The organism is Variovorax sp. V15, assembly GCF_041154425.1.
GTDB lineage: Bacteria > Pseudomonadota > Gammaproteobacteria > Burkholderiales > Burkholderiaceae_C > Variovorax > Variovorax guangxiensis.
This window is the reverse complement of the sequence record NZ_AP028659.1, coordinates 5,249,790-5,273,000: the sequence shown is the minus strand read 5'-3', so window position 1 is coordinate 5,273,000 and position 23,211 is coordinate 5,249,790. Positions and strand designations below refer to the sequence as shown.

The window sequence follows — 23,211 nt, the reverse complement described above, 5'->3', positions numbered from 1 at the left end:
CTCAGCGGACTTCCTTCAGGTACTCGTCGGAGAAGGCCTTCTGCGCGGCGGCCATGCGGCCGTAGTCCACGCTCTTGGCGCGGGCGTACTCGCTGGCGGGCAGGAACTGGGCCTCGATGTCCTTGGGCATGGCGCTGGCGCGCACCGGGCGCAGGTAGGCCTTGGCCCAGATCGCCTGGCCTTCGTCGGACAGGGTGAAGTCGAGCACCTTCTTCGCGTCGGCCGCGTGCGGGGCCTTGGCGACCAGGCTCATCACGTAGGGCACGGCCAGCGTGCCTTCGCTCGGAATGACGAAGGCGACGTTGGCCTTGTCCTTGTACTTGGCGCGGTAGGCATTGAAGTCGTAGTCGAGCAGGATCGCGATCTCGCCCGAGAGCACGCGCGCATAGGAGGTCTGCTTCGGCACGATGGGCTCGTTCTTCTGCAGCGCCTTGAAGTAGTCGATGGCCGGCTTGAAGTTGTCGAGCGTGCCGCCGCGCGCTTCGTTCACCGCGACCGCGCCGACGTAGCCGACGAAGGCCGAGGCCGGGTCGAGATAGCCGATCAGGCCCTTGTACTCGGGCTTGAGCAGGTCGGCCCACGACTTCGGCACCGGCTTGCCCTTGAGCGCGTCGACGTTGACCATGAAGCCCAGGGTGCCCGAGTGGATGGTGAACCAGTTGCCGGCCGGGTCCTTCAGGCCGTCGGGAATGTCTTTCCATGCGGCGGGCTTGTAGGGCTCGACCAGGCCGTCCTTGGCGGCCTGCACGGCGAAGGTCACGCCGAGGTAGGTGACGTCGGCCACGGGGCTGGCCTTCTCGGCTGCCAGCTGCGCGAGCGACTGGCCCGAGTTCTTGTTGTCGGGCGGCACGGTGACGCCGGTCTTGGCCTTGATGGCCTTGAGCTGCGTGCCCCAGTCGGCCCATTCGGTCGGGCAGTTGTAGCAGATGGCGGTCTGCGCCATGGCGCTGCCGGCGACGAGCGTGGCGGCGAGCAGGCCGAGGCGGGCCAGGCGGTGGATGCGTAGGGACATGATCGGAAGCTCCTTGGATGGATGTAGGTGCAGGCAGGGAACGGGGAAGGTCAGGAAATCGCGGCGTTGTTGTCGTCGTTGTTTTCGTTCTCGTGCACCGAGGCGCACGACTCGCCGTCTCGGAATGAATGGGCAAGCAGCAGGCTCGCGTCGGCCTGCAGCGCGGCGCCGCTGGCCATGGCCTGGATCAGCAGCTCGACGCTGTGGCGGCCGATGTCGCTGTTGGGCTGGGCAATGGTGGTGAGCGCGGGCGTGAGGTCCTCGCCGAGCGCGATGCCGTCGAAGCCGACCACGCTGAGGTCGCCCGGTACCGACAGGCCGCTGAGGTGCGCGGCGCGGATGCTGCGGATGGCCAGCAGGTCGTTGGAGCAGATCAGCGCGGTGGGCCGGTTGCGTGCCTGCAGCTGCTTCGAGAGCGCATCGACGGCCGTTTCGACGAACGGCACCTCGACGAGCGCGGGCGCCGGCAGGCCGGCTTCGGCCATGCCCCTGCGGTAGCCGCGATAGCGCTGCTGCGCGCGGTCGGAGGCGGCGAGCGTGCCGCTGACCATCGCGATGCGGCGGTGGCCCAGCAGCACGAGCCGCGCCACCGCGTCGGCCACGGCGCTTTCGCTGTCGACCGACACGCAGGGGTGCTCGGGATGACGGTTGTAGGCCAGCACGTAGGGCACGCCGGCCGCCTGCAGGCGGGGCAGGGCGGCCGAGGTCGAGGGGTTCGACACCACGAGGATCAGGCCGTCGACGCTGCCGGCCAGCAGCAGGTGCACGGCGCGCTCTTCCTCGTCGAGCTGGTAGCCGGTGGTGACCGGGATGATCGCGTAGCCCCCTGCGATGGCCGCGCGCGCGATGCCCTGCAGGCACTCGGCGAAGGTCGGGTTCAGCAGGGTGGGAAGCACCACGCCGAGCACGCGGCTGCGCTGGGTGCGCAGGGTGCGAGCGCTGGCGTTGGGCACGTAGTTGAGCTCGCGCGCCACGCGTTCCACCAGCTCGCGCGTGGCGGGCGTCACCTTCTTCGGAAAGTTGAAGGCGCGCGAGACGGTGGCCACCGAGACCCCGGCTTTGGCTGCAACGGCTTGGATGCTCATCGTGCGGTGTTCATGTAATCGATTACATTGAACCGCGGCAGTATGACTTTGTTATGACATCGGGAGAAAGCGGGAAAAACCCTCGGCCTTGGCGCGAGCGAAGGCCCAAATAAGAAGGGGCCCGGCGGGCCCCTTCGAGAGAACGTTACTTGCCCCTGCGGACCCGCCGGATCTCGTCCACGATCAGGCAGATCGCCCCGAGCGTGATGGCGCTGTCCGCCGCGTTGAAGGCCGGGAAGTACCAGTTGCCTGCGTGGAAGCTCAGGAAGTCGACCACGTAGCCGTGCATCATCCGGTCGACCACGTTGCCGATGGCGCCGCCCAGGATGCAGGCCATGGAGAACGAAAACAGTTTCTGCCCCGCGTGCGACTTCAGCATCCACACGATGAACACCGCCGCGCCCACGCCGATGGCGGTGAACAGCCAGCGCTGCCAGCCCGAGTGGTCGGCGAGGAACGAGAAGGCCGCGCCCGTGTTGTGCGCGCGCACGACGTTGAAGAAGCTGGTGACGTAGGTCGCGTCGCCCAGCTTGTAGTAGCCCAGGATCAGCGTCTTGGTGAACTGGTCGATGATCACGATGATCACCGCCAGCCCCAGCCACGGCCAGATGCTGCCGCCGCGCGAACGCGAGGCCGAGGACATGGAACGGGCGGCGGCCATCAGGCAACGCTCCGCGATTCGCCGGCGCCGAACAGGTTGCTGGTGCAGCGTCCGCACAGCGTCGGGTGGGCCGCATCGTGGCCCACGTCGTCGCGGTAGTGCCAGCAGCGCTCGCACTTCTGCGCGGTGCTCGGCGTCACCACCGTGGAAAGCGTCTCGCCGGCGGCCAGCGCGATCGCCGAGGTGATGAAGACGAACTTCAGGTCGTCGCCCAGCGAGCCCAGCAGCGCGAAGTCGTCGGCCGGTGCCGTCAGCTGCAGGTCGGCCTGCAGCGAGGAGCCGACCTTGCCTTCGGCGCGCACGGCCTCGATGTCCTTGTTGACCACGTCGCGAATCTCGCGGATGCGGTTCCACTTGGCCAGCAGGGCCTCGTCGGGCGCGTCGAACTTGCTGTAGGTCTGCGTGAAGATCGAATCGCCCGGCTTGCCGGTACCCACGATCTTCCAGGCTTCCTCGGCGGTGAAGCTCAGGAAGGGCGCCATCCAGCGCAGCATCGCCTGCGAGATGTGCCACAGCGCCGTCTGCGCGCTGCGGCGAGCCAGCGAACCCGGGGCCGTCGTGTAGAGGCGGTCCTTCAGGATGTCGAGGTAGAAGCCGCCCAGGTCTTCCGAGCAGTAGATCTGCAGCTTGGCCACCACCGGGTGGAACTCGTACACCTTGTAGTGCGCGAGGATCTCGGCCTGGAACTGCGCGGCGCGCGACAGCGCGTAGCGGTCGATCTCGAACAGCTGGTCGAGCGGCACGCCATCTTTCTCGATGTCGAAGTCGCTGGTGTTCGCCAGCAGGAAGCGCAGCGTGTTGCGGATGCGGCGGTAGGCGTCGACCACGCGCGCCAGGATCTTGTCGTCGCCCGCGATGTCACCCGAGTAGTCGCTCGCGGCCACCCACAGGCGGATGATTTCCGAGCCCAGCTTGTTGCTGATTTCCTGCGGGTCGATGCCGTTCTTGAGCGACTTGCTCATCTTGATGCCCTTGGCATCGACCGTGAAGCCGTGCGTCAGCAGGCCGCGGTACGGTGCGCGGTCTTCCAGCATGCAGGCGATCAGCAGCGACGAGTGGAACCAGCCGCGATGCTGGTCATGCCCCTCGAGGTACAGATCGGCTTCCGGCCCCGTGTCGTGGTGCACCGTGGGGTGCGTGCCGCGCAGCACGTGCGAGAAGGTCGAGCCCGAGTCGAACCACACCTCGAGGATGTCGGTGCTCTTCGTGTAGTGCGGCGCGTCCTCGGCGCCCAGGATTTCCTCGACGGTGACGCGGCTCCAGGCCTCGATGCCACCCTTCTCGACGATGTCGGCGGCCTGGTCGAGGATTTCCATGGTGCGCGGGTGCAGCTCGCCCGAGTCCTTGTGCAGGAAGAACGGGATCGGCACGCCCCAGCTGCGCTGGCGGCTGATGCACCAGTCAGGCCGGCCGGCGATCATGTCGTGCAGTCGCGCCTTGCCGTTCTCGGGGTAGAAGCTGGTCTGCTCGATGGCGTCGAGCGCGGTCTGGCGCAGCGTCTTGGGCGCCTTGTCCTTGGTGAATACGCCTTCGCCCTCGTCCATGCGCACGAACCACTGCGCCGCGGCGCGGTAGATCACCGGCGTCTTGTGCCGCCAGCAGTGCGGGTAGCTGTGCGTGATGGTCTCGGTGGTCAGCAGGCGGTTGGCGTCGCGCAGCGCGGCGATGATTTCCGGCACGGCCTTCCAGATGTTCTGCCCGCCGAAGAGCGGGAAGTCGGGCGCGTAGCTGCCGTTGCCCTGCACCGGGTTCAGGATGTCGTCGTAAGCGACGCCATGAGCGATGCAGGAGTTGAAGTCGTCCAGGCCGTAGGCGGGCGAGGAGTGCACCAGGCCCGTGCCGTCGGTGGCGGTGGCGTAGTCGGCCAGGTACACGGGCGACAGGCGCCGGTAGCCGGCGTCCGCGTCGTACAGCGGATGCTCGAATTCCAGGCCGCCGAGCTTCTCGCCCTTGACCGTGGCCAGCACCTTGCCGTCGAGCGCATAGCGCGTCATGCACATCTCGACCAACGAGTTGGCCAGGATCAGCAGGCCGCGCTCGGTGTCGACCAGCGAGTACTCGAGCTCGGGGTTGAGATTGATCGCCTGGTTGGCGGGAATGGTCCAGGCGGTGGTGGTCCAGATCACGGCGAAGATGTCGCCGAGGATCGTGTGGTCGGTGCCGAAGGCCTTGAGCACCTTCTCGCGCTCATGCGCCTTGAAGGCCACGTCGATGGTCTGGCTCTTCTTGTCGGCGTACTCGATCTCGAACTCGGCTAGCGACGAGCCGCAGTCGAAGCACCAGTACACGGGCTTCAGGCCGCGGTAGACGAAGCCGCGCTCGATCACGCGCTTGAACGCGCGCAGCTCGCCGGCTTCGTTGGCGAAGTCCATGGTCTTGTAGGGATGGTCCCATTCGCCCAGCACGCCCAAGCGCTGGAAGTCGGCCATCTGCTGGGCGATCTGGCCGGTGGCGAAGGCGCGGCTCTTGGCCTGCATCTCGTCGCGGCTCAGGTTGCGGCCGTACTGCTTTTCGATGGCGTTCTCGATCGGCAGGCCGTGGCAGTCCCAGCCGGGCACGTACAGGGCGTCGTAGCCCTCGAGCTGGCGCGCCTTGGTGATCATGTCCTTCAGGATCTTGTTCACCGCATGGCCCATGTGGATCTGGCCGTTGGCGTAGGGCGGGCCGTCGTGCAGGATGAACTTGGGCGCGCCGTGGCGGGCGTCGCGCAGGCGGTGGTAGCGGCCTTCGTCGTTCCATTCCTTCACCCAGCCCGGTTCGCGCTTGGGCAGGTCGCCGCGCATCGGGAAGGGGGTGTCGGGCAGGTTCAGCGTGGAACGGTAGTCTTTGGGAGAAGCGGCGTCAGACATGTTGGGGTACGAAACAGGGGGCTTCGACAGGCTCGGCCCGAACTGCCCGGGAAAAAAGGAGCGCGTCGGTGCGGAAGGTAAAGCCGTTCGCCCTGAGCTTGTCGAAGGGCGGCAGCACGGTGCGTGCAGGGCTAAATTCGATCGCGCGTGGTCTGGCGATGGGTTTCTGCGTGGGTCGAGGCAAAGAACGCGCGGGCGTCGCGGCCATCCTTCGCGATGCCCGCGGTGAGGGCTTCGAGGCTGGTGTAGCGCAATTCGTCGTGCAGTTTGTGCAGGAGTTCCACGCGGACGATTTTACCGTAGGCCCCTTCGGCGCCCAGATGGGAGGGCCACTCCAGGCAATGGGTTTCGAGCAGCACCCGCCCGGCGTTGACGTCGTTGGCGTCCAGCGAGGGGCGAACGCCCAGGTTGGCCACGCCCGGCAGCGGCTGTTCGGACAGGCCGTGCACCAGCACCGCGAAGATGCCGCTGGCCGCCGGCTTCCAGTGCTTGAAGCGCAGGTTGAGGGTGCGGAAGCCATCGTCCTTGCCCGGCGCCGAGGCGCCCAGCGCCCGGCCCAGCTTGCGGCCATGGACCACGTGGCCCGAGATGGTGTACGGGCGCCCCAGCAGGGTGTGGGCATCGGCCATGCGGCCTTCGGCCAAGGCCTCGCGCACGGCGGAGCTGGACACCCGCAGGCCGTGCACCTCGTAGCTGTTCATGCGGGCCACGTCGAAGCCGTGGGCGTCGCCGGCCGCGTCGAGCATGGCGTAGTCGCCGGCCCGCTTGGCGCCGAAGCGGAAGTCGTCGCCCACCAGCACGTAGCGCGCGCCCAGGCCGTCGATCAGCACGTTCTGGATGAATTCCTCGGGCGACTGCGAGGCCAGCCGGGCGTCGAAGGGCAGCACGATGGTCTGCGCCACGCCGCAGGCGGCCAGCTCGCTGAGCTTGTCGCGCAGGGTGCCGATGCGCGCCGGCGCCAGGTCGGGTTTCTTGGTGACGGCGGCGAAATAGTCGCGCGGATGGGGCTCGAAGGTGAGCACGCAGCTCGGCAGCCCGCGCTGGCGGGCCTCGGTCTGCAAAAGCGCGAGCATGGCCTGGTGGCCACGGTGCACGCCGTCGAAATTGCCAATGGTCAGGGCGCAGGCGGGGGCTACGCCAGGATGCCGGAAGCCACGAAAAACCTGCATCGGTGAGTATCTTTTTGATAGCGCCTTCCGCCCGTCTAATGGGCGAATCAGGCCGATTTGTCACAAAGCCGGTATATTGTGACGCAGCGCGTCGATCGGCGTGGGCCCGCAACGCGCTCCGTGTCCCTGGTCTTTCCGTGTTCTCTCCCTTTTCGAGGAGGCGTGTGTGAAGGTCTTGAAGCTGTCGGCCCAAGGGCTGCCCCAGTCATGGATTTCGCTGGAACAGGCGGTGATCCACTACGCCGCGGACGAAGTCCGCTGGGAAGTGGGCGCGCAGGTGGCGGTGTTCCGTGGCGGCCACAATGCGATCACCGGCGAGCAGTCGCAGATCGCGATCAACAGCATCATCGGCACCAAGGGCGTGCCCCGAATCAACCCCTTCGCGCTGCGCCCCGGACTCACCAACAGCAAGCTCTTCGCGCGCGATCGCAACGTCTGCGCTTACTGCGGCGGCCACTTCCACGAAGACGAGCTCACGCGCGAGCACATCATCCCGTTCGCCCAGAAGGGCATCGACACCTGGATGAACGTGGTCACGGCCTGCAGGCCCTGCAACCACCGCAAGAGCAGCCGCACGCCCGAGCAGGCCGGCATGCCGCTGCTGTATGCCCCCTACGTGCCCAGCCTCTGGGAAGACTTCATCCTGCGAAACAGGCGCATCCTGGCCGACCAGATGGAGTTCCTGATGGCGCACCTGCCGCAGAGCTCGCGGCTGCACGATTCCTAGCCGACCGGCGCTCTCAGCGTTTCCAGGCCGGCGGGCGCTTCTCGATGAAGGCCTGCACGCCCTCCAGCGCGCTCTCGTCCATCATGTTGCAGGCCATGGTCTGGCTGGCGTCGGCCAGTGCGGCCTCGATGCCGGTTTCGAGCTGGCGGTAGAACAGGGCCTTGCCCAGCGCGAGGGCCGTGCGGGGCTTGGCGACGATGCTGGCGACCAGCGATTCGACCGCCGCATCCAGCTCTTCCGGCGGCGCCACGCGGTTGATCAGGCCCTTCTCGCGCGCCTCCTGCGCGCTGATGAATTCACCCGTCACCAGCATCTCGAAAGCTTCCTTGCGCCCGAGGTTGCGCGAGAGCGTGACGCTCGGCGTGGCGCAGAAGAGGCCTACGTTCACCCCGCTGACCGCGAAGCGCGCGTCGCTCGAAGCCACCGCCAGGTCGCAGACCGCGACCAGCTGGCAGCCCGCCGCCGTCGCGATGCCGTGCACGCGCGCGATCACCGGCACGGGCAGCTTCTGGATCGACAGCATCATCGCGCCGCAGCGCTCGAACAGCTGTTCGTAATAGTCGAGCGAAGGGGCTGCGCGCATTTCCTTCAGGTCGTGGCCGGCGCAGAAGGCCTTGCCGGCCCCGGCGATGACCACCGCGCGCACGCTGCCGTCGGCCGCGACCCCGCCCAGCGCCTGCTCGAGCGCGCCGAGCATGCCTTCGGAGAGCGCGTTGAACGCGGCCGGCCGGTTCAGCGTCAGCGTGACCACGCCGCGCTCGTCGCGCGACTGCAGGATGAAAGGGGAGTCGGTGCTGTCGGTCATGACCTGCCCTTGCCTCGCTCAGTAAGTCAGTTCGAGCACCGTGACGTGCTCCTTCGCCGCCGGCCAGGTCAGGCCGGTGAGGCGCTCGCCGTTGAACTCGCCCGTCACCGGGCGCTGCGGCTCGGCGGCCGCGACGCGCAGCCGCGAACTCGACACGCCCGAGCCTTTGGGCGGCACGCCCGCCGGCGGGCTCTGGCCGTCGAAGCGCATGGTGTCGCGCTGCGCGTCGAAGTAGCCGCGCGGCCGCGTGAAGACGACGACCGCGCCGGCGCTGCCGTCGGCCGGCGTGACGCGCTCGGGCCTCAGGTTCACCACGCCGCTGCTGCGCGGGAAGGGGCTGCGGTAGATGTGGGTGGTGCCGTAGCTGGGCGTGGCCAGCACGAATTCGTAGGCCGCGTCGCCGCGTGCCTTGAAGGGGCCCCAGCGGCCGTCGGCGCCGATCGACTTGGTGAAGACCGCCTCGCCGAGCCGTGCGCCGGTGGCGGGGTCGACCGCGTACACGGTCACCGTCGCGCCGTTCAACGCGAGGTTCTCGGCGCCGAGCGCGCGGCCGTTGAGCACGACATTCGCCTCCGGAGCCACCTCGGTGGTGCGCGGCGCCTGTCCGGTCAGGAACTGCCAGGTCGCGGCGAAGGCGGCGCGCGAGAACGAAGTCTCGCGGTGGTCGACGCGCGGCAGCACGATGTTGGTCGCGCCCTTGAGCGCCGGTCCGTCGAAGCCGATGTTGGTCGGCTTGCCGGGCGCGCCGATCCACACGCCGTCGGGCTGGGCGTACTTGTCGTTGTTGTCGGAGCGCAGCGTCAGCCATTTCACGCCGGGCGTGACCTCCTCGCCATTCGGGCCCTTCGGCGCATTGAGCTGCTGCATGAAGCCCGAGAGTCCCGAGAACTCGTTGTTCTCGCGCAAGCCCTTCACCGCCCAGATGCCGTGCGCGGGGTTGCCGCCCAGCACCACGTGGCTCACGACCGCAGCGCCGCCGCCGTTCTGCACATAGTTGCGGATGGTGTTGCCGCCGCGCGAGTTGCCGATTAGCACCACCTTGCTCGCGCCGGTGGCCTTCAGCACCTTGTCGACCTCGGCCTTGAGGAACACGGCCGATTCGCCGGTCGAGCTGCGCCCGGGTTGCGCCACGGCGTCGTCGTCGCGCGCGACCGGGTTGGGCTGATCGACCGCGAACAGCCGCTCGCGCGGCCAGCCGTTCGATTCGAAGCGCCAGATCGTCGTCTGCCAGAGCGCGGCCGAGTCGCCGTTGCCGTGCATGAACACGATGGGCGGGCGCTCGGTGTAGGAAGGCGTGGGGGATGTGGCGCAGGCGGTCAGCATCGCGGTGGTGGTTCCTGCGGCCATGGCGACCAGAAGAGAGCGGCGGGTCTGCATGTTTCGTTCCTGGGGTCCTGGAGTGAGGGGCCAAGTGAAAACGCCCGCCAGCGTGAAGCAGGCGGGCGTTGGATGCTAGGTGAAAACCGCGGTCAGGCGAAGACGCCGGCGGTGTCCTGCATGCGGGCGGAGACCTCGCCCAGGTGGTGCAGCGTGTCGCCGAAGGTCATTTCCATCTGCGTGAGCTTGCGGAAGTAGTGGCTGCCGATGTATTCGTCGGTCACGCCGATGCCGCCGTGCAGCTGCACCGAGTTGGCGGCGATGTAGCGCATCGACACGCCGAGCTGGTACTTGGCGCGGGCCAGCGCCTGGCGGCGCTCGTCGGCCGGGGCGTTGAGCTTGAGCGTGGCGTAGTAGCTCATCGAGCGGGCCAGCTCGAGCTGCATCTTCATGTCGGCGACGCGGTGGCGCAGCGCCTGGAAGCTGGAGATGACCACGCCGAACTGCTTGCGCTGGTTCAGGTACTCGACGGTGAGGTCCACGGTCTTGTCCATCACGCCCACGCCTTCGGCGCAGGTGGCGGCGATGCCGACGTCCACCGCGTATTCGAGGGCGGCAAGGCCGTCGAGCGCCACCAGCGTGGCGTCTGCCTTGTCGAACACGACCTCGGCGGCGCGGGAGCCGTCCTGCGTGCCGTAGCCGCGCGCTTCCACGCCGCTGGCGCTGCGCTCGACCAGGAAGAGGGCGATCTTGCCGTCGACCTTGGCCGGCACCAGGAAGGCATCGGCTTCGTCGCCCACGGGCACCACGCTCTTGGCGCCGGTCAGCGACCAGCCGCTGCCAGCCTTGGCAGCATGGGCCTCGCACACGTCGAGGCGATAGCGCGCCTTTCGTTCCTGGTAGGCCAGCACCACGATGGCCTGGCCGCCCGCGATGCGCGGCAGCCAGCTTTCCTTGGTGTCGGCGCCCGCGTAGCCGCTGAGCACCGCCCCGGCGATCAGCGTCTGCGCGAAGGGCTCCAGCACGATGCCGCGGCCCAGTTCTTCCATGACGACCATGCCCGCGACCGGGCCCATGCCCAGGCCACCGTCGTCCTCGCTGATGTAGAGGCCGCCCAGGCCGAGCTCGGCCAGTTCGTCCCAGGCCTCGCGCGAGAAGCCGCCCTTGGCCTCGATGCCGCGGCGGCGCTCGAAGTCGTAGCCCTTGTCGACCCACTTGCGCACTGCGTCGCGCAGCTGTTCCTGGTCGTCGGTGAAATTGAAGTCCATGCTCGTTGTCTCCTCAGCCCAGAACCGTCTGCGCGACGATGTTGCGTTGCACTTCGTTGCTGCCACCGTAGATGGTGGTCTTGCGCATGTTGAAGAAGGTCGACGCCAGCGGCGCGAGCGCCGGGTTGCCGCCCGGGAAGTTGCCTTGCCAGCCGGCTTCCATCGCCTCGCGGATCAGCGGCAGCGAGTAGGCGCCGCCGGCCAGCATCATCAGTTCGCTGTAGCGCTGCTGGATCTCGCTGCCGCGGATCTTGAGCAGGCCCGCCACGTCCAGCGAGTTCTTGCCCGAGGTGGCGGCCGAGAGCACGCGCAGCACCATCATCTCGAGGGCGACGATGTCGACTTCGAGCTTGGCGATCTCGTCGCGGAAGCGCTGGTCTTCGTAGACGCCTTCCGATTTCGCGATGCGCTTGAGGCGCTCGAGTTCGCGCTTGGCGCGGTTCACGTCGGCGATGTTGGTGCGCTCGTGCGAGAGCAGGTGCTTGGCGTAGGTCCAGCCCTTGTTCTCCTCGCCGATCAGGTTCTCGGCGGGCACTTCGACGTTGTCGAAGAACACTTCGTTGACTTCATGGCCGCCGTCGAGCAGCTTGATCGGGCGCACGGTGACGCCGGGCGACTTCATGTCCAGCAGCAGGAAGCTGATGCCGGTCTGGGGCTTGCCCTCGCTGCTGGTGCGCACGAGGTTGAACATCCAGTCGCCGTACTGGCCGAGGGTGGTCCAGGTCTTCTGGCCGTTGACGATGTACTTGTCGCCCTTTCGCTCGGCCTTGGTCTTCAGCGATGCCAGGTCGGAGCCCGAACCCGGTTCGCTGTAGCCCTGGCTCCACCACACTTCGCCGCTGGCGATGCCGGGCAGGAAGCGCTTCTGCTGCTCGGCGTTGCCGAAGGCCATGATGACCGGGGCCACCATCACCGGGCCGAACGGCACGATGCGCGGCGCGCCGGCCAGTGCGGTTTCTTCCTCGAACAGGTGGCGCTGGACGGCGGTCCAGCCTGGGCCGCCGAATTCCTTCGGCCAGCCGTAGCCCAGCCAGCCCTTCTTGCCGAGGATCTTGGCCCAGCCTTGCAGATCGTCGCGCGTCAGCTCGAGCGCGTTGTGCACCTTGTGCGAAATCTCCTTGGGGAGGTTGTCCTTGACCCATGCGCGAACTTCTTCGCGGAACTTCTGTTCTTCGGGTGTGAAGCTCAAATCCATGCGTGCCTCGCTGTGTTGATCGGTCCACCGCAGACGCGGTGTGTCTCCGGAACCACGAGTTTTAGCACGGTCGTGCTGTGATGCGGTGTCCGCGCGGCGACAAGTGGCGCGCCACGGATAATCCCGCCTCCAATGAAGAACATCGTGATCCTGATCTCCGGCGGCGGCTCCAACATGGAGGCCATCGTGCGCGCCGCCGGGCGCGACCGCTGGGCCGAGCGCTACGGCGCGCGCATTGCCGCCGTCGTGAGCAACAAGGCAGAGGCCGGCGGCCTGGCCATCGCCAGGGCCCAGGGCATCGACACCGCGGTGGTCCAGCACAAGGATTTCGCCACCCGCGAGGCCTTCGACGAGGCGCTGGCGAAGGTGGTCGACGGTTACGCACCGGCGCTGGTGGTGCTGGCGGGCTTCATGCGCATCCTGACGCCGGGCTTCGTCGGCCGCTATGCGGGCCGTCTGGTGAACATCCATCCCTCGCTGCTGCCGGCGTTTCCGGGCCTGAATACGCACCAGCGCGCCATCGAGGCGGGCTGCAAGGTGGCCGGCGTGACGGTGCACCAGGTTACAAATGAACTCGATCACGGGCCGATCCTGGCCCAGGCCGCGGTGCCGGTGCTGCCGGACGACACGGCCGCCACGCTGGCCGCACGGGTGCTCGCGCAGGAGCATCTGTTGTATCCGCGAGCCATCGCCGGCTGGCTGTCGGATACATCGCGTCACAATGAGTAAAGTTGTTTATATTCGCGGGTTTTCGGGAGTCCAGAAAGTGAAGAACCAATCGTTGCTGCTGGCGCTTGCCGGCGCCGCCCTGATGGCGGGCTGTGCAGCTCCGGCGCCCGCGCCAGCCCCCGCCGCACCTCCGGCTCCGCCGCCGGAGCCGGTGTACCAGTGCAATGCGGACGGCGCCCGCTTTGCCATCGGACAGCCGGTGACGCCCCAGCTCGAGGCCGCAGCACGCGTGCGTTCGGGCGCCGGCACCGTGAGAGTGCTGAAGCCGGGCGAAGTGACCACGATGGAACTCAACGGCGGGCGGCTCAATCTGGACGTCGATGCCCGCAACCGCGTGACGGACGTCCGCTGCGGCTGACCCTCATCCGGGTTGCTGCGAAAAAGGTAGCAACCCGTCCAGGCAGGATGGGCTTGCGCGGCCTGACTGGTTAGATCGGTGTGAATCTTCTGCGGGCGACGCCGTCTATCTCGATGGTTTCGCCGAACATTGCGGCCGGCCGGACCCAGAGGCCGTGCGCGCCGTACAGGGCCCGGTAGAGCGTCATCGGCTCCAGCGTCTCGCTGTGGCGCACGGTGCCGATCACTTCGTATTCGCCGCCCTTGTAGTGGCGGTAGCGGCCGGGAGGCGTTTCGATCAGGGGAGGGAGGTCTTCGTCGTTCAACGGCGGCTTGCCTTTCTTCAAAAAACTGGCGGGCTTGATTTGACTGGAGTCGGATGGATCGCGCTGATTTTGTTCACCTGGTTCGACTGAGCGAGCATGCCAGTGCGGACGACAGCGCGCGCTACCGGCGCAGCGTCGCGGCCTTTGCCGCGCTCGGCTACCTCTGGGTGCTGGGCTGCCTCGGGCTGTCGGTGGGCATCATCGCCTGGGTGCTTGCCTCCATCGGGGAGGTGCGCTTCAACTTCACGCGAGGCTGGCTGTTGCTGTTTGCGCTGGGACTTCTGTGGGCGACGCTGCGCGCGCTCTGGGTGCGCTTCGACGAGCCGGAAGGCATCGAACTCCATCGCGAAGATGCCCCGGCGCTCTTCGAGGCACTTGACCGCATCCGCGCCCGGATCAAGGGGCCGCCGGTCCATCACGTCTACCTCGACGACGACTTCAACGCCAGCATCCGGCAGGTGCCGCGCTTCGGACTCTTCGGTGGCGCTGTCAATTCGCTGAGCATCGGACTGCCGCTGCTGATGATGCTCGATCGGCGGCGGCTGCTGTCGGTACTGGCCCACGAGTACGGCCACCTGCGCGGCAACCACGGGCGGCTGAGCGCCTGGATCTACCGCACGCGGCTGTCTTGGCTCAAGCTGGACGCCAGCCTGCAGCGCAACGAGGGCGTGATGGCGCTGTTCTCTCAGGCGTTCTTCCGCTGGTACTTTCCACGCTTCGCGGCCAAGACCTTCGCACTGGCCCGCCAGGACGAATACGAGGCCGACCGCATCTCGGGCCGCCTGCTGGGGGCGCCGGTGGCGGGAGCTGCGCTGACCGAGATCGCCATCAAGGCCAACTGGTACGCCAACGAGTTCTGGCCCTGGCACTGGGCCCGTGCCGAGCACGAGCCGATGCCGCCGGGGCCCTTCGAAGCACTGCGCAAGCGCGTGCGCACGCCGCCCGACGACGACTTCGCCCGCCAGGCGCTGCGCGAGGCGATGCGCCGTGTAAGCGACCTGGAGGACACCCATCCGGTCTTGCGCGACCGGCTGGAGGCGCTGGGGCAGAAGGCGGCCATGCCCGAGTGGTCGATGCGCCCGGCGCTCGAAATGCTGGTCGACCGCAAGAAATGGATCGCGCATTTCGACAGCCAGTGGCGTCGCGCACACGCTGCCGACTGGAAGCAGCATCACGCGCACCGCTCGCGCATCCGCGAGCGCATCGCGGTGCTGGCCGCGCGCGGCGAGCGAAACACGCCGGACGAAATGGTCGAATGGGCCGATTCCGAGCGGCGGCTCGACCCGTCCGCCCCCGTGCGCGTGCGTTACGAAAGCGCGCTGCGGATCGCCCCCGAGCACCCCGGCGCGCTGCGAGGACTGGCCCAGATGCTGCCGGCCAGCGACCGCGAGGCGCGGCTCGCGGTGCTCGAGCGGCTGCACGGCTCCGGCGCGGCCAGCCGCTGGTGGGCCGCCAAGAGCGCCGTGGCCTCTCTCGAAGACCCGGACGCGGGTCCGCACGACGAAGAAGCGCTGAAGCTGTGGCGCGGCCGCCTCAAGGAGGCGGAGGAGGCCGAGACGCGCGCATGGGAGGAGATCACCGGTACGCCGTTCTTCAGCCAGATCTCGCGGCACGACCTCAACGACTATGAACTGGGCGAACTGCGTGCCGACCTGGTGCGCTGCCTGCCCGCCTCCCGTGCCTGGCTGGTGCGCAAGAACCTTCGCGAATTTCCGTGGCGCCGCGCCTACATCGTGTTCGTCGAGCTGCCGGGGCTCGATGACGAGGACCGCTGGAACCTCTGCCGCCAGCTGGAGCAGACGCTCACGCTGCCGGGCGCCGCGCTGGTGCTGTGGGCTGGCCATTCGCCGAAGCTGGAAGACATCGAGCGCGAGGCTTTCGGGGCGGTCTGGGTGCGCGACGCCTAGGCTTTCGGGCCGGGTTCCCCGCGGCTGAGACAATCGGGGGATGCATCCCAAAGCCCTGTTGGAGGCCGCCGCCGATCTGGTCGGCCTCGTCCTGAAGTTCGATCACCCCGCCGACCAGGTCGTGTCCCGGTTCTTCCGCGACCACCGCGAGTTCGGCCCGCGCGAGCGCGCGACGCTCGCCGAAACCGTCTACACCGTGCTTCGCAAGAAGCTGCTTTTCGATCACCTCTCGCCCTCGGGCAGCGGCTCGAAGGAGCGCCGGATGGCGATCCTGGGCTTCCACGGCCCGCGCGACTTCCTGAAGAGCGCGCTCAACGACACCGAGAAGCGCTGGCTCGACAACTGCGACGCCGTCAGGCCCGACGACCTGCTGGAGCGTCATCGCCACAACCTCCCCGAATGGCTGGTGGCGCCGCTGAAGGCGCAGCTCGGCGACGGCTTCTGGCCGCTGGTCGAGGCCCTGCAGCAGCCCGCCCCGCTCGATCTGCGCGTCAATGCGTTGACCGACAAGCGCGCGGATGTAAAGGCGGAGCTTGCGCTGGCTGCTATCAAATCGGAAGCGACACCTTTTTCGCCATGGGGTCTGCGCATCGATGGCAAGCCGGCGCTGACCAAGCTGGACGCCTTTGCCCGGGGCGCCGTCGAAGTGCAGGACGAGGGCTCCCAGCTGCTGGCCCTGCTGCTGGACGCCAAGCGCGGCGAGATGGTGGTCGATTTCTGCGCCGGCGCCGGCGGCAAGACGCTGGCCATCGGCGCGACGATGCGCAACACCGGCCGGCTGTACGCCTTCGACGTCTCTGCGCACCGGCTGGACGCGCTCAAGCCGCGGCTGGCGCGCAGCAAGCTGTCGAACGTGCATCCGGCCGCCATCGCCCACGAGCGCGACGACCGGATCAAGCGGCTGGCGGGCAAGATCGACCGCGTGCTGGTCGACGCGCCCTGTTCGGGGCTGGGAACGCTGCGGCGCAATCCGGACCTGAAATGGCGACAGTCGCCCAAGTCGGTAGAGGAGTTGACGGTCAAGCAGGCTGCCATCCTGCAGAGCGCCGCGCGGCTGGTGAAGTCGGGCGGGCGTCTCGTTTACGCCACCTGCAGCGTGCTGCCGGAGGAAAACGAAGCCATCGCCGAGGCTTTCAGCGCCGCCAATCCCGACTTCGCGCCCGTGGATGTGGCGGAATTGCTGCAGGGGCTCAAGGTCGAGGGTTTCGAGGCGCTGTGCGCAGGCGGGGAGGGCGCCAGGCGCTATCTGCGGCTCTGGCCGCACCTGCATTCGACCGACGGTTTCTTCGCCGCGGCCTGGAACCGCAAATAGAGGGCAGACTCCAAACTAGGGTTAATCTGCGCTTTTCGTGAAGGTTTAAAGGGCTTGTTCTAGGCCCTCGGACCTTAAAATCGTGGGTTATCTGAAGGCTGCACCTTCGTGCGGCCATGATGGAGTACCTGACTCAATGTTGCTTCCTGACTCCGCCGTCCTCAACGCGGCCATCGAATGGCTCGGACACGGCCTTTGGGATCTCACCTGGTGGCAGATCGTGCTTTACACGCTCGCCACCACGCACATCACGATCGCCGCGGTCACGATCTTCCTGCACCGCACGCAAACGCACCGGGCCATGGATCTGGGCCCGATCCCGTCGCATTTCTTCCGCTTCTGGCTCTGGATCGGCACCGGCATGGTGACGAAGGAGTGGGTCGCGATCCACCGCAAGCACCACGCCAAGTGCGAAACCCAGGACGACCCGCACAGCCCGCAGGTCAAGGGTATCGAAGAGGTGCTGTGGCGTGGCGCCGAGCTGTATCGCGCCGAGTCGAAGAACAAGGAAACGATGGAGCGCTACGGTCACGGCACGCCCGATGACTGGATCGAACGCAACCTGTATTCCCGCTACAGCTGGCAGGGCGTGGGCCTGATGCTGGTCCTGAACCTCGCGCTGTTCGGCGCGCTCGGCATGGCGGTGTGGGCTGTGCAGATGCTCTGGATCCCGATCACCGCCGCCGGCGTGATCAACGGCATCGGCCACTACTGGGGCTACCGCAACTTCGAGGCGCCCGACGCCAGCCGCAACATCATGCCCTGGGGGCTGATCATCGGCGGCGAAGAGCTGCACAACAACCACCACACATACCCCACCTCGGCCAAGTTCTCGGTCAAGAAGTACGAGTTCGACATCGGCTGGATCTACATCCAGGCTCTGCAGAAGCTGGGCTGGGCCAAGGTCAAGAAGGTGCCGCCGAAGATGCTCATGGGCGACATCCAGCCCGTGGCCAACGAGAAGACGCTCGAGGCCGTCATCGCCAACCGCTACGAAGTCATGGCCGGCTATGCGCGCGAAATGCGCCGCGCCACCAGCCAGGAACTGGCTGCCCTGAAGAACAAGGGCGCCGACCTGTCGGTGCTCAAGGCCGCCAAGCGCTGGCTGCATCGCGACGACGACAAGGTGCCTGCATCGGCTCGCACCCATGTCTCGCAGGCTCGCGCCGCCCACCCGGTGCTCGACAAGATGGTCACGATGCGCGAAGAGCTGCGTCAGCTGTGGCTCAACACTTCGCAGTCGCGCGAGCAGCTGGCGGCTGATCTGGCTGCCTGGTGCCATCGTGCGGAAGCCAGCGGCATCGCCGGTCTGCGCGACTTCTCGACCCGTCTGCGCGCTGCTCGCGCCTGACGCGAACTGGAGCTTTCCCCGAACAAAAGCCGGCCTGAGGGCCGGCTTTTTCATGTCCGTCGAATTCTTGAGGATGCCAAATCCCCAATGAAAAAGAAGGCAAGGCGAAATACGAAATAGACGGGCAATAAAAAACCCGCTGTGTTTGCAGCGGGTTTTCTATTTGGAGAAACCGGGCCGAATTACTTCAGCTTGATTTCCTTGTATTCGACGTGCTTGCGCGCCTTGGGGTCGAACTTCATGATCGACATCTTTTCAGGCATCGTCTTCTTGTTCTTGCTGGTCGTGTAGAAGTGGCCGGTACCCGCGGTGGATTCCAGCTTGATCTTTTCGCGTCCGCCTTTGCTCGTTGCCATGATTCAGCTCCTTAGGCTTGGCCGCGTGCGCGCAGGTCTGCGAGCACGGAGTCGATACCGTTCTTGTCGATCAGGCGCAGCGCGGCGCTCGAAACACGCAGGCGAACCCAGCGGTTTTCACTTTCGACCCAGAAACGGCGGTATTGCAGGTTCGGCAGGAACCGGCGCTTGGTTTTGTTGTTGGCGTGGGAAACGTTGTTTCCGACCATCGGGCCCTTGCCCGTTACGTCGCATACGCGTGCCATGAGGACACTCTTTCTTGAACAGCTGGCACCGGTGCAATCAGGGCGATCGCAGGTGTTTTGCAGCTTGACCTCGCCAGAAAACGGGTGGCGGTACCCCGACTTTGCCGCGGCTCGTGGAAGAGCCCTGTTTCGGCAAAGCCTTGGATTATAGCCCTTTTGGAGGCTCGGTGGTTACAGCGTGCCGTCCTGTTCCAGGAAGCGCTGTGCGTCGAGCGCGGCCATGCAGCCGGTGCCGGCGCTGGTGATGGCCTGGCGGTAGACGTTGTCCTGCACGTCGCCGGCGGCGAAAACGCCCGGAATGCTGGTCATCGTGGCGAAGCCCTGCAGGCCGGAGCGGGTCAGGATGTAGTTGTCCTTCATTTCCAACTGGCCCTGGAAGATGTCGGTATTGGGGTGGTGCCCGATGGCGATGAAGCAGCCCTTGAGGTCGATCTGCTCGGTGGCGCCGGTCTGCGTGTTCTTGATGCGGATGCCCGTCACGCCCGTGTCGTCGCCCAGCACCTGGTCGAGCTCGTTGTGCAGCTTCAGCTCGATCTTGCCCTCGGCGACCTTCTCCATGACCTTGTCGATCAGGATCGGCTCGGCGCGGAATTTGTCGCGGCGGTGCACCAGGGTGACCTTGTTCGCGATGTTGGCGAGGTAGAGCGCTTCCTCGACGGCCGTGTTGCCACCTCCGATCACGCAGACCTCCTGTTCGCGGTAGAAGAAACCATCGCACGTCGCGCACGCGGAAACGCCGCGGCCCATGAACTTCTGTTCGGAGTCGAGGCCCAGGTACTTCGCGGAAGCGCCGGTGGCGATGATCAGCGCGTCGCAGGTGTAGGTGCCGCTGTCGCCCGTGAGGGTGAAGGGGCGCTTGCTCAGGTCGACCTTGTTGATGTGGTCGAAAACGATCTGCGTCTTGAAGCGCTCCGCATGCTCCAGGAAGCGCTGCATCAGGTCGGGGCCCTGCACGCCGTGGACGTCGGCCGGCCAGTTGTCGACCTCGGTGGTGGTCATCAGCTGTCCGCCCTGGGCGATGCCGGTGATGAGCAGTGGCTGCAGATTTGCGCGTGCCGCATAGACGGCGGCGGTATAGCCGGCAGGGCCGGAGCCCAGAATCAAAACCTTGGCGTGTTTGGGAGCGGACATGAGTAGAAAACCTAGGATGGACGCTGCTTCAGCGTGTACATTTTCAGGGTGGTAGCGATATATATGGAGTATCACTGCCCGGTTCAACACCGGGTAAACGGTGTTTTCAATGCGCGCGATTGTAGTAATCCATCGGCTTGCTGCTTTCTGGATTGCTCCGCCCGCTGTCTCAGGGATTGATAAATGTCGATGCTGTCCAACCTCGAATTGCTTCGGCGCGTTCCATTGTTCGCGTCGTTGACGGCCACGCAGTCCGCTAGCATCGCGGACGCGATCATCAAGAAGCGCTTCAAGCGCGCGGAAGTCGTTGTGGAGCAGGGCAAGAAGTCCGATGCGCTCTACATCATCCTGACCGGACGTGCGCGCGTCACCAGTGCCGACAGCCGCGGGCGCGAGGTCATCCTCGCCACGCTGCACCCCGGCGACTATCTTGGCGAGATGAGCCTGATCGACGACGAGCCGCATTCGGCCACCGTGCGCACCGAAATCCAGTGCGACGTGCTCATGCTGGGCCGCGACGCCTTTGCGCGCTGCCTGCCCGAGAACTCCTCCATGGCGTACAACATCATGCGCGGCCTCGTGCAGCGCCTGCGCCATGCCGACCGCAAGATCGAATCGCTGGCGCTGATGGACGTCTACGGGCGCGTGGCCCGCTCGCTGCTCGAATTCGCCATCGAGGACGGCGCCGGAAATCTCAAGGTGCGCGACAAGATCTCCCGCCAGGACCTGGCCAAGATGGTCGGCGCCTCGCGCGAAATGGTGAGCCGCGTGATGAAGGATCTCGAAGAGCGCGGTTTCGTCCAGACGCAGGACGACGGATCGATGATCGTCAAGGAACGGCTCCTGTCTCTGGCCTGAGCCTCCAGGGCCGGGGCCGCTGGTAACGGCGGCCCCGGCCTTTTGTTGTAGTGTTCGTGCATCCGGCCCCGTTTCACAGGGACCGGGCGCCGTGTTTTTCATGACCTATTCGCTGAATACGCTTCAATCTTCTTCTGCCGCCGAGGGGCAACCCGTGCGCGTGCGCGCCATGCGCTTCGCCCACGAGATCACGCTGATCGCAGGATTCGCAGCGCTGCTGTTCTGGCTGCTCTCGATGCTGAGCTTCACGCCCTCCGATGCCGCCTGGTCTACCTCGGGCACGGGGGGCGAAATCAAGAACTGGGGCGGCCGCATCGGTGCCTGGCTGGCCGATGGCAGCTACTACGCCGCCGGTTATTCCGTCTGGTGGTGCCTTTTCGCCGGGCTGCGCGCCTGGCTGTCTTCGCTGGCCAACTGGCTGCGCGGCGGCGAACCCTCGGCGGCCGAACAGGCAACCCCGCGCGGGCGCTTCAACCGCAGCCGCCTTGCCTTCTGGCTCGGCCTGATCCTGCTGCTTTGCGCGAGTACCGTGCTCGAGTGGTCGCGGCTGTACCGGCTCGAAGCGCACTTGCCAGGCTCTGGCGGCGGTGCGCTGGGATATCTGGTCGGTCCCGCCAGCGTGCGCTGGATGGGCTTCACCGGATCGGCGCTGGTGGCCATCGCCGGCGGCGTGATCGGCTCCGCGCTGGTGTTCCGTTTCTCCTGGAGCCTGATCGCCGAGCGCATCGGCGCGCGCTTCTATTCGCTCTTCGAATCGCGCCGCGAAAAGCGCGAACTCGCAGCCGACATCGCCATGGGCAAGCAGGCCGCGCGCGAGCGCGCCGAGGCCGACGACCACGGCTTCACGCGCGGCGACGCCGACTCCGGCCGTTCCGAGCCCTCGCTGTCGCCTTCGTCCGGCGCCCATGCCGGTGGTGGCAGTGGCGGCGGCGATGACGAAATCCTCATCGAGCCGCGCCCCAAGCGCCGCCCGCCATCGCCGCCTGTGCAGATCGAGCCCGCGATGACCGAAGTGCCCCGCAGCGACCGCGTCGTCAAGGAGCGCCAGAAGCCGCTTTTCAACGAACTGCCCGACAGCAAGCTGCCGCAGGTCGACCTGCTCGACCCCGCGCAGGCTCGCCAGGAAACCGTCTCCGCCGACACGCTCGAGATGACCTCGCGCATGATTGAGAAGAAGCTCAAGGACTTCGGCGTCGAGGTGCGCGTGGTGCTGGCCTCGCCGGGCCCCGTCATCACGCGCTACGAGATCGAGCCCGCCACCGGCGTCAAGGGCTCGCAGATCGTCAACCTCGCGAAAGACCTTGCGCGCTCGCTCTCGCTGGTGTCGATCCGCGTGGTCGAGACCATCCCCGGCAAGAACTACATGGCGCTCGAACTGCCGAACGCCAAGCGCCAGTCGATCAAGCTCAGCGAGATCCTGGGCTCGCAGGTCTACAACGAAGGCAAGTCGATGCTCACCATGGGCCTCGGCAAGGACATCATCGGCAACCCCGTGGTGGCCGACCTCGCGAAGATGCCGCACGTGCTGGTGGCCGGTACCACCGGCTCGGGCAAGTCGGTGGGTATCAACGCGATGATCCTGTCGCTGCTCTACAAGGCCGAGGCGCGCGACGTGCGCCTGCTCATGATCGACCCGAAGATGCTCGAAATGTCGGTCTACGAAGGCATCCCGCACCTGCTGGCGCCTGTGGTCACCGACATGCGCCAGGCCGCGCACGGCCTGAACTGGTGCGTGGCCGAGATGGAGCGCCGCTACAAGCTCATGAGCAAGCTGGGCGTGCGCAACCTGGCCGGCTACAACACCAAGATCGATGAGGCCAAGGCACGCGAGGAGTTCATCTACAACCCCTTCAGCCTCACGCCGGACGATCCCGAGCCGCTCAAGCGCGAGCCGCACATCGTCGTGGTCATCGACGAGCTGGCCGACCTGATGATGGTGGTCGGCAAGAAGATCGAGGAGCTGATCGCCCGTCTCGCGCAGAAGGCGCGCGCGGCCGGCATCCACCTCATCCTCGCCACCCAGCGCCCCAGCGTGGACGTGATCACCGGCCTGATCAAGGCCAACATCCCGACCCGCATCGCCTTCCAGGTGTCGAGCAAGATCGACAGCCGCACCATCCTCGACCAGATGGGCGCCGAGGCGCTGCTGGGCATGGGTGACATGCTCTACATGCCCAGCGGCACCGGTCTGCCGATCCGCGTGCACGGCGCCTTCGTCAGCGACGACGAAGTGCACCGCGTGGTGGCCTACCTCAAGAGCCAGGGCGAGCCCGACTACATCGAAGGCGTGCTCGAAGGCGGCACGGTCGACGGCGACGGTGACGGCGACCTGCTCGGCGGCGGTGGCGACGGCGAGAAGGACCCGATGTACGACCAGGCGGTCGAAGTGGTGCTCAAGAACCGCAAGGCCAGCATCTCGCTGGTGCAGCGCCACCTGAAGATCGGCTACAACCGCGCCGCCCGCCTCGTCGAGGACATGGAGAAGGCAGGCCTCGTCAGCGCCATGAGCGGCAGCGGCCAGCGAGAGATCCTGGTGCCCGCGCGCGCGGCCGAATGACGGCCGCAAAGCCTC

21 protein-coding genes are annotated in these 23,211 nt (G+C 66.7%); 8 read left to right on the top strand and 13 right to left on the bottom strand.

The features are described 5' to 3' along the window. Position 1: 1 nt before the first annotated feature. The 5 genes from ACAM57_RS25185 to ACAM57_RS25165 form a co-directional block, all read right to left on the bottom strand. Positions 2-1,012, bottom strand: coding sequence for an ABC transporter substrate-binding protein (locus ACAM57_RS25185; protein WP_369659363.1), 1,011 nt, complete (start codon positions 1,010-1,012; stop codon positions 2-4). 50 nt (positions 1,013-1,062) lie between these two features. Further along, the gene (locus tag ACAM57_RS25180; RefSeq protein ID WP_369659362.1) at positions 1,063-2,097 is read right to left on the bottom strand and encodes a LacI family DNA-binding transcriptional regulator; all 1,035 of its coding nucleotides are present in this window, start codon (positions 2,095-2,097) and stop codon (positions 1,063-1,065) included. 145 nt (positions 2,098-2,242) lie between these two features. Continuing rightward, on the bottom strand, positions 2,243-2,758 hold the full coding sequence (gene lspA, locus ACAM57_RS25175) for a signal peptidase II (RefSeq protein ID WP_019654284.1): 516 nt from the start codon (positions 2,756-2,758) through the stop codon (positions 2,243-2,245). Next, positions 2,758-5,607: an isoleucine--tRNA ligase gene (ileS, locus tag ACAM57_RS25170; protein WP_184635292.1), complete on the bottom strand. Its 2,850-nt coding sequence runs from the start codon at positions 5,605-5,607 to the stop codon at positions 2,758-2,760. The genes lspA and ileS overlap by 1 nt, the downstream gene beginning before the upstream one ends. 131 nt (positions 5,608-5,738) lie before the next feature. Next, a complete protein-coding gene (locus ACAM57_RS25165; RefSeq protein WP_126470244.1) occupies positions 5,739-6,776 on the bottom strand; it encodes a bifunctional riboflavin kinase/FAD synthetase in 1,038 nt (345 codons plus the stop codon). 166 nt (positions 6,777-6,942) lie between these two features. Between ACAM57_RS25165 and ACAM57_RS25160 the strand changes: the two genes are divergently transcribed. Further along, on the top strand, positions 6,943-7,503 hold the full coding sequence (locus ACAM57_RS25160) for an HNH endonuclease (protein ID WP_126023119.1): 561 nt from the start codon (positions 6,943-6,945) through the stop codon (positions 7,501-7,503). A 13-nt stretch (positions 7,504-7,516) separates the two neighbouring features. Here ACAM57_RS25160 and ACAM57_RS25155 read toward each other — a convergent pair whose 3' ends face one another. The 4 genes from ACAM57_RS25155 to ACAM57_RS25140 form a co-directional block, all read right to left on the bottom strand. Beyond that, positions 7,517-8,308 (bottom strand): enoyl-CoA hydratase, encoded by a 792-nt coding sequence (locus ACAM57_RS25155; protein WP_369659361.1) that lies wholly within the window; start codon positions 8,306-8,308, stop codon positions 7,517-7,519. 18 nt (positions 8,309-8,326) lie between these two features. Beyond that, positions 8,327-9,685, bottom strand: coding sequence for an alpha/beta fold hydrolase (locus tag ACAM57_RS25150; RefSeq protein WP_369659360.1), 1,359 nt, complete (start codon positions 9,683-9,685; stop codon positions 8,327-8,329). A gap of 92 nt (positions 9,686-9,777) precedes the next feature. Continuing rightward, positions 9,778-10,893 carry an acyl-CoA dehydrogenase family protein gene (locus ACAM57_RS25145; protein WP_369659359.1) on the bottom strand — a complete coding sequence of 372 codons (1,116 nt, stop codon included), beginning with the start codon at positions 10,891-10,893 and terminating at the stop codon, positions 9,778-9,780. Positions 10,894-10,906: 13 nt separating this feature from the next. After that, positions 10,907-12,088: an acyl-CoA dehydrogenase family protein gene (locus ACAM57_RS25140; protein WP_184635302.1), complete on the bottom strand. Its 1,182-nt coding sequence runs from the start codon at positions 12,086-12,088 to the stop codon at positions 10,907-10,909. Between the two features lie 132 nt (positions 12,089-12,220). On the opposite strand from ACAM57_RS25140, the gene purN reads away from it, so the two are divergent. Beyond that, positions 12,221-12,817, top strand: a complete 597-nt coding sequence (purN, locus tag ACAM57_RS25135; protein ID WP_369659358.1) for a phosphoribosylglycinamide formyltransferase — start codon at positions 12,221-12,223, stop codon at positions 12,815-12,817. A gap of 37 nt (positions 12,818-12,854) precedes the next feature. Next, positions 12,855-13,175, top strand: coding sequence for an I78 family peptidase inhibitor (locus tag ACAM57_RS25130; RefSeq protein WP_184635304.1), 321 nt, complete (start codon positions 12,855-12,857; stop codon positions 13,173-13,175). A gap of 70 nt (positions 13,176-13,245) precedes the next feature. On the opposite strand, the gene ACAM57_RS25125 is transcribed toward ACAM57_RS25130, so the two are convergent. Continuing rightward, complete coding sequence (locus ACAM57_RS25125) at positions 13,246-13,479, bottom strand: DUF1653 domain-containing protein (RefSeq protein WP_126023126.1); 234 nt, start codon at positions 13,477-13,479, stop codon at positions 13,246-13,248. Positions 13,480-13,532: 53 nt separating this feature from the next. On the opposite strand from ACAM57_RS25125, the gene ACAM57_RS25120 reads away from it, so the two are divergent. From ACAM57_RS25120 to ACAM57_RS25110, 3 genes are all read left to right on the top strand, one after another. After that, positions 13,533-15,386, top strand: coding sequence for a M48 family metallopeptidase (locus ACAM57_RS25120; protein ID WP_126023127.1), 1,854 nt, complete (start codon positions 13,533-13,535; stop codon positions 15,384-15,386). Between the two features lie 40 nt (positions 15,387-15,426). Beyond that, entirely contained in the window at positions 15,427-16,698 is a 1,272-nt protein-coding gene (locus ACAM57_RS25115) for an RsmB/NOP family class I SAM-dependent RNA methyltransferase (RefSeq protein WP_369659357.1), read from the top strand. A 136-nt stretch (positions 16,699-16,834) separates the two neighbouring features. Next, on the top strand, positions 16,835-18,049 hold the full coding sequence (locus ACAM57_RS25110) for a fatty acid desaturase (protein WP_126023129.1): 1,215 nt from the start codon (positions 16,835-16,837) through the stop codon (positions 18,047-18,049). 182 nt (positions 18,050-18,231) lie between these two features. On the opposite strand, the gene rpmG is transcribed toward ACAM57_RS25110, so the two are convergent. The 3 genes from rpmG to trxB form a co-directional block, all read right to left on the bottom strand. Continuing rightward, a complete protein-coding gene (gene rpmG, locus ACAM57_RS25105; protein WP_007830291.1) occupies positions 18,232-18,405 on the bottom strand; it encodes a 50S ribosomal protein L33 in 174 nt (57 codons plus the stop codon). Positions 18,406-18,416: 11 nt separating this feature from the next. Beyond that, positions 18,417-18,650: a 50S ribosomal protein L28 gene (gene rpmB / locus ACAM57_RS25100; RefSeq protein ID WP_019654270.1), complete on the bottom strand. Its 234-nt coding sequence runs from the start codon at positions 18,648-18,650 to the stop codon at positions 18,417-18,419. Positions 18,651-18,821: 171 nt separating this feature from the next. After that, a complete protein-coding gene (gene trxB, locus ACAM57_RS25095; protein ID WP_369659356.1) occupies positions 18,822-19,781 on the bottom strand; it encodes a thioredoxin-disulfide reductase in 960 nt (319 codons plus the stop codon). Between the two features lie 183 nt (positions 19,782-19,964). Between trxB and ACAM57_RS25090 the strand changes: the two genes are divergently transcribed. Further along, positions 19,965-20,639 carry a Crp/Fnr family transcriptional regulator gene (locus ACAM57_RS25090; RefSeq protein WP_126023131.1) on the top strand — a complete coding sequence of 225 codons (675 nt, stop codon included), beginning with the start codon at positions 19,965-19,967 and terminating at the stop codon, positions 20,637-20,639. 100 nt (positions 20,640-20,739) lie between these two features. Next, positions 20,740-23,196, top strand: a complete 2,457-nt coding sequence (locus ACAM57_RS25085; RefSeq protein ID WP_369662474.1) for a DNA translocase FtsK — start codon at positions 20,740-20,742, stop codon at positions 23,194-23,196. Positions 23,197-23,211: the final 15 nt, after the last annotated feature.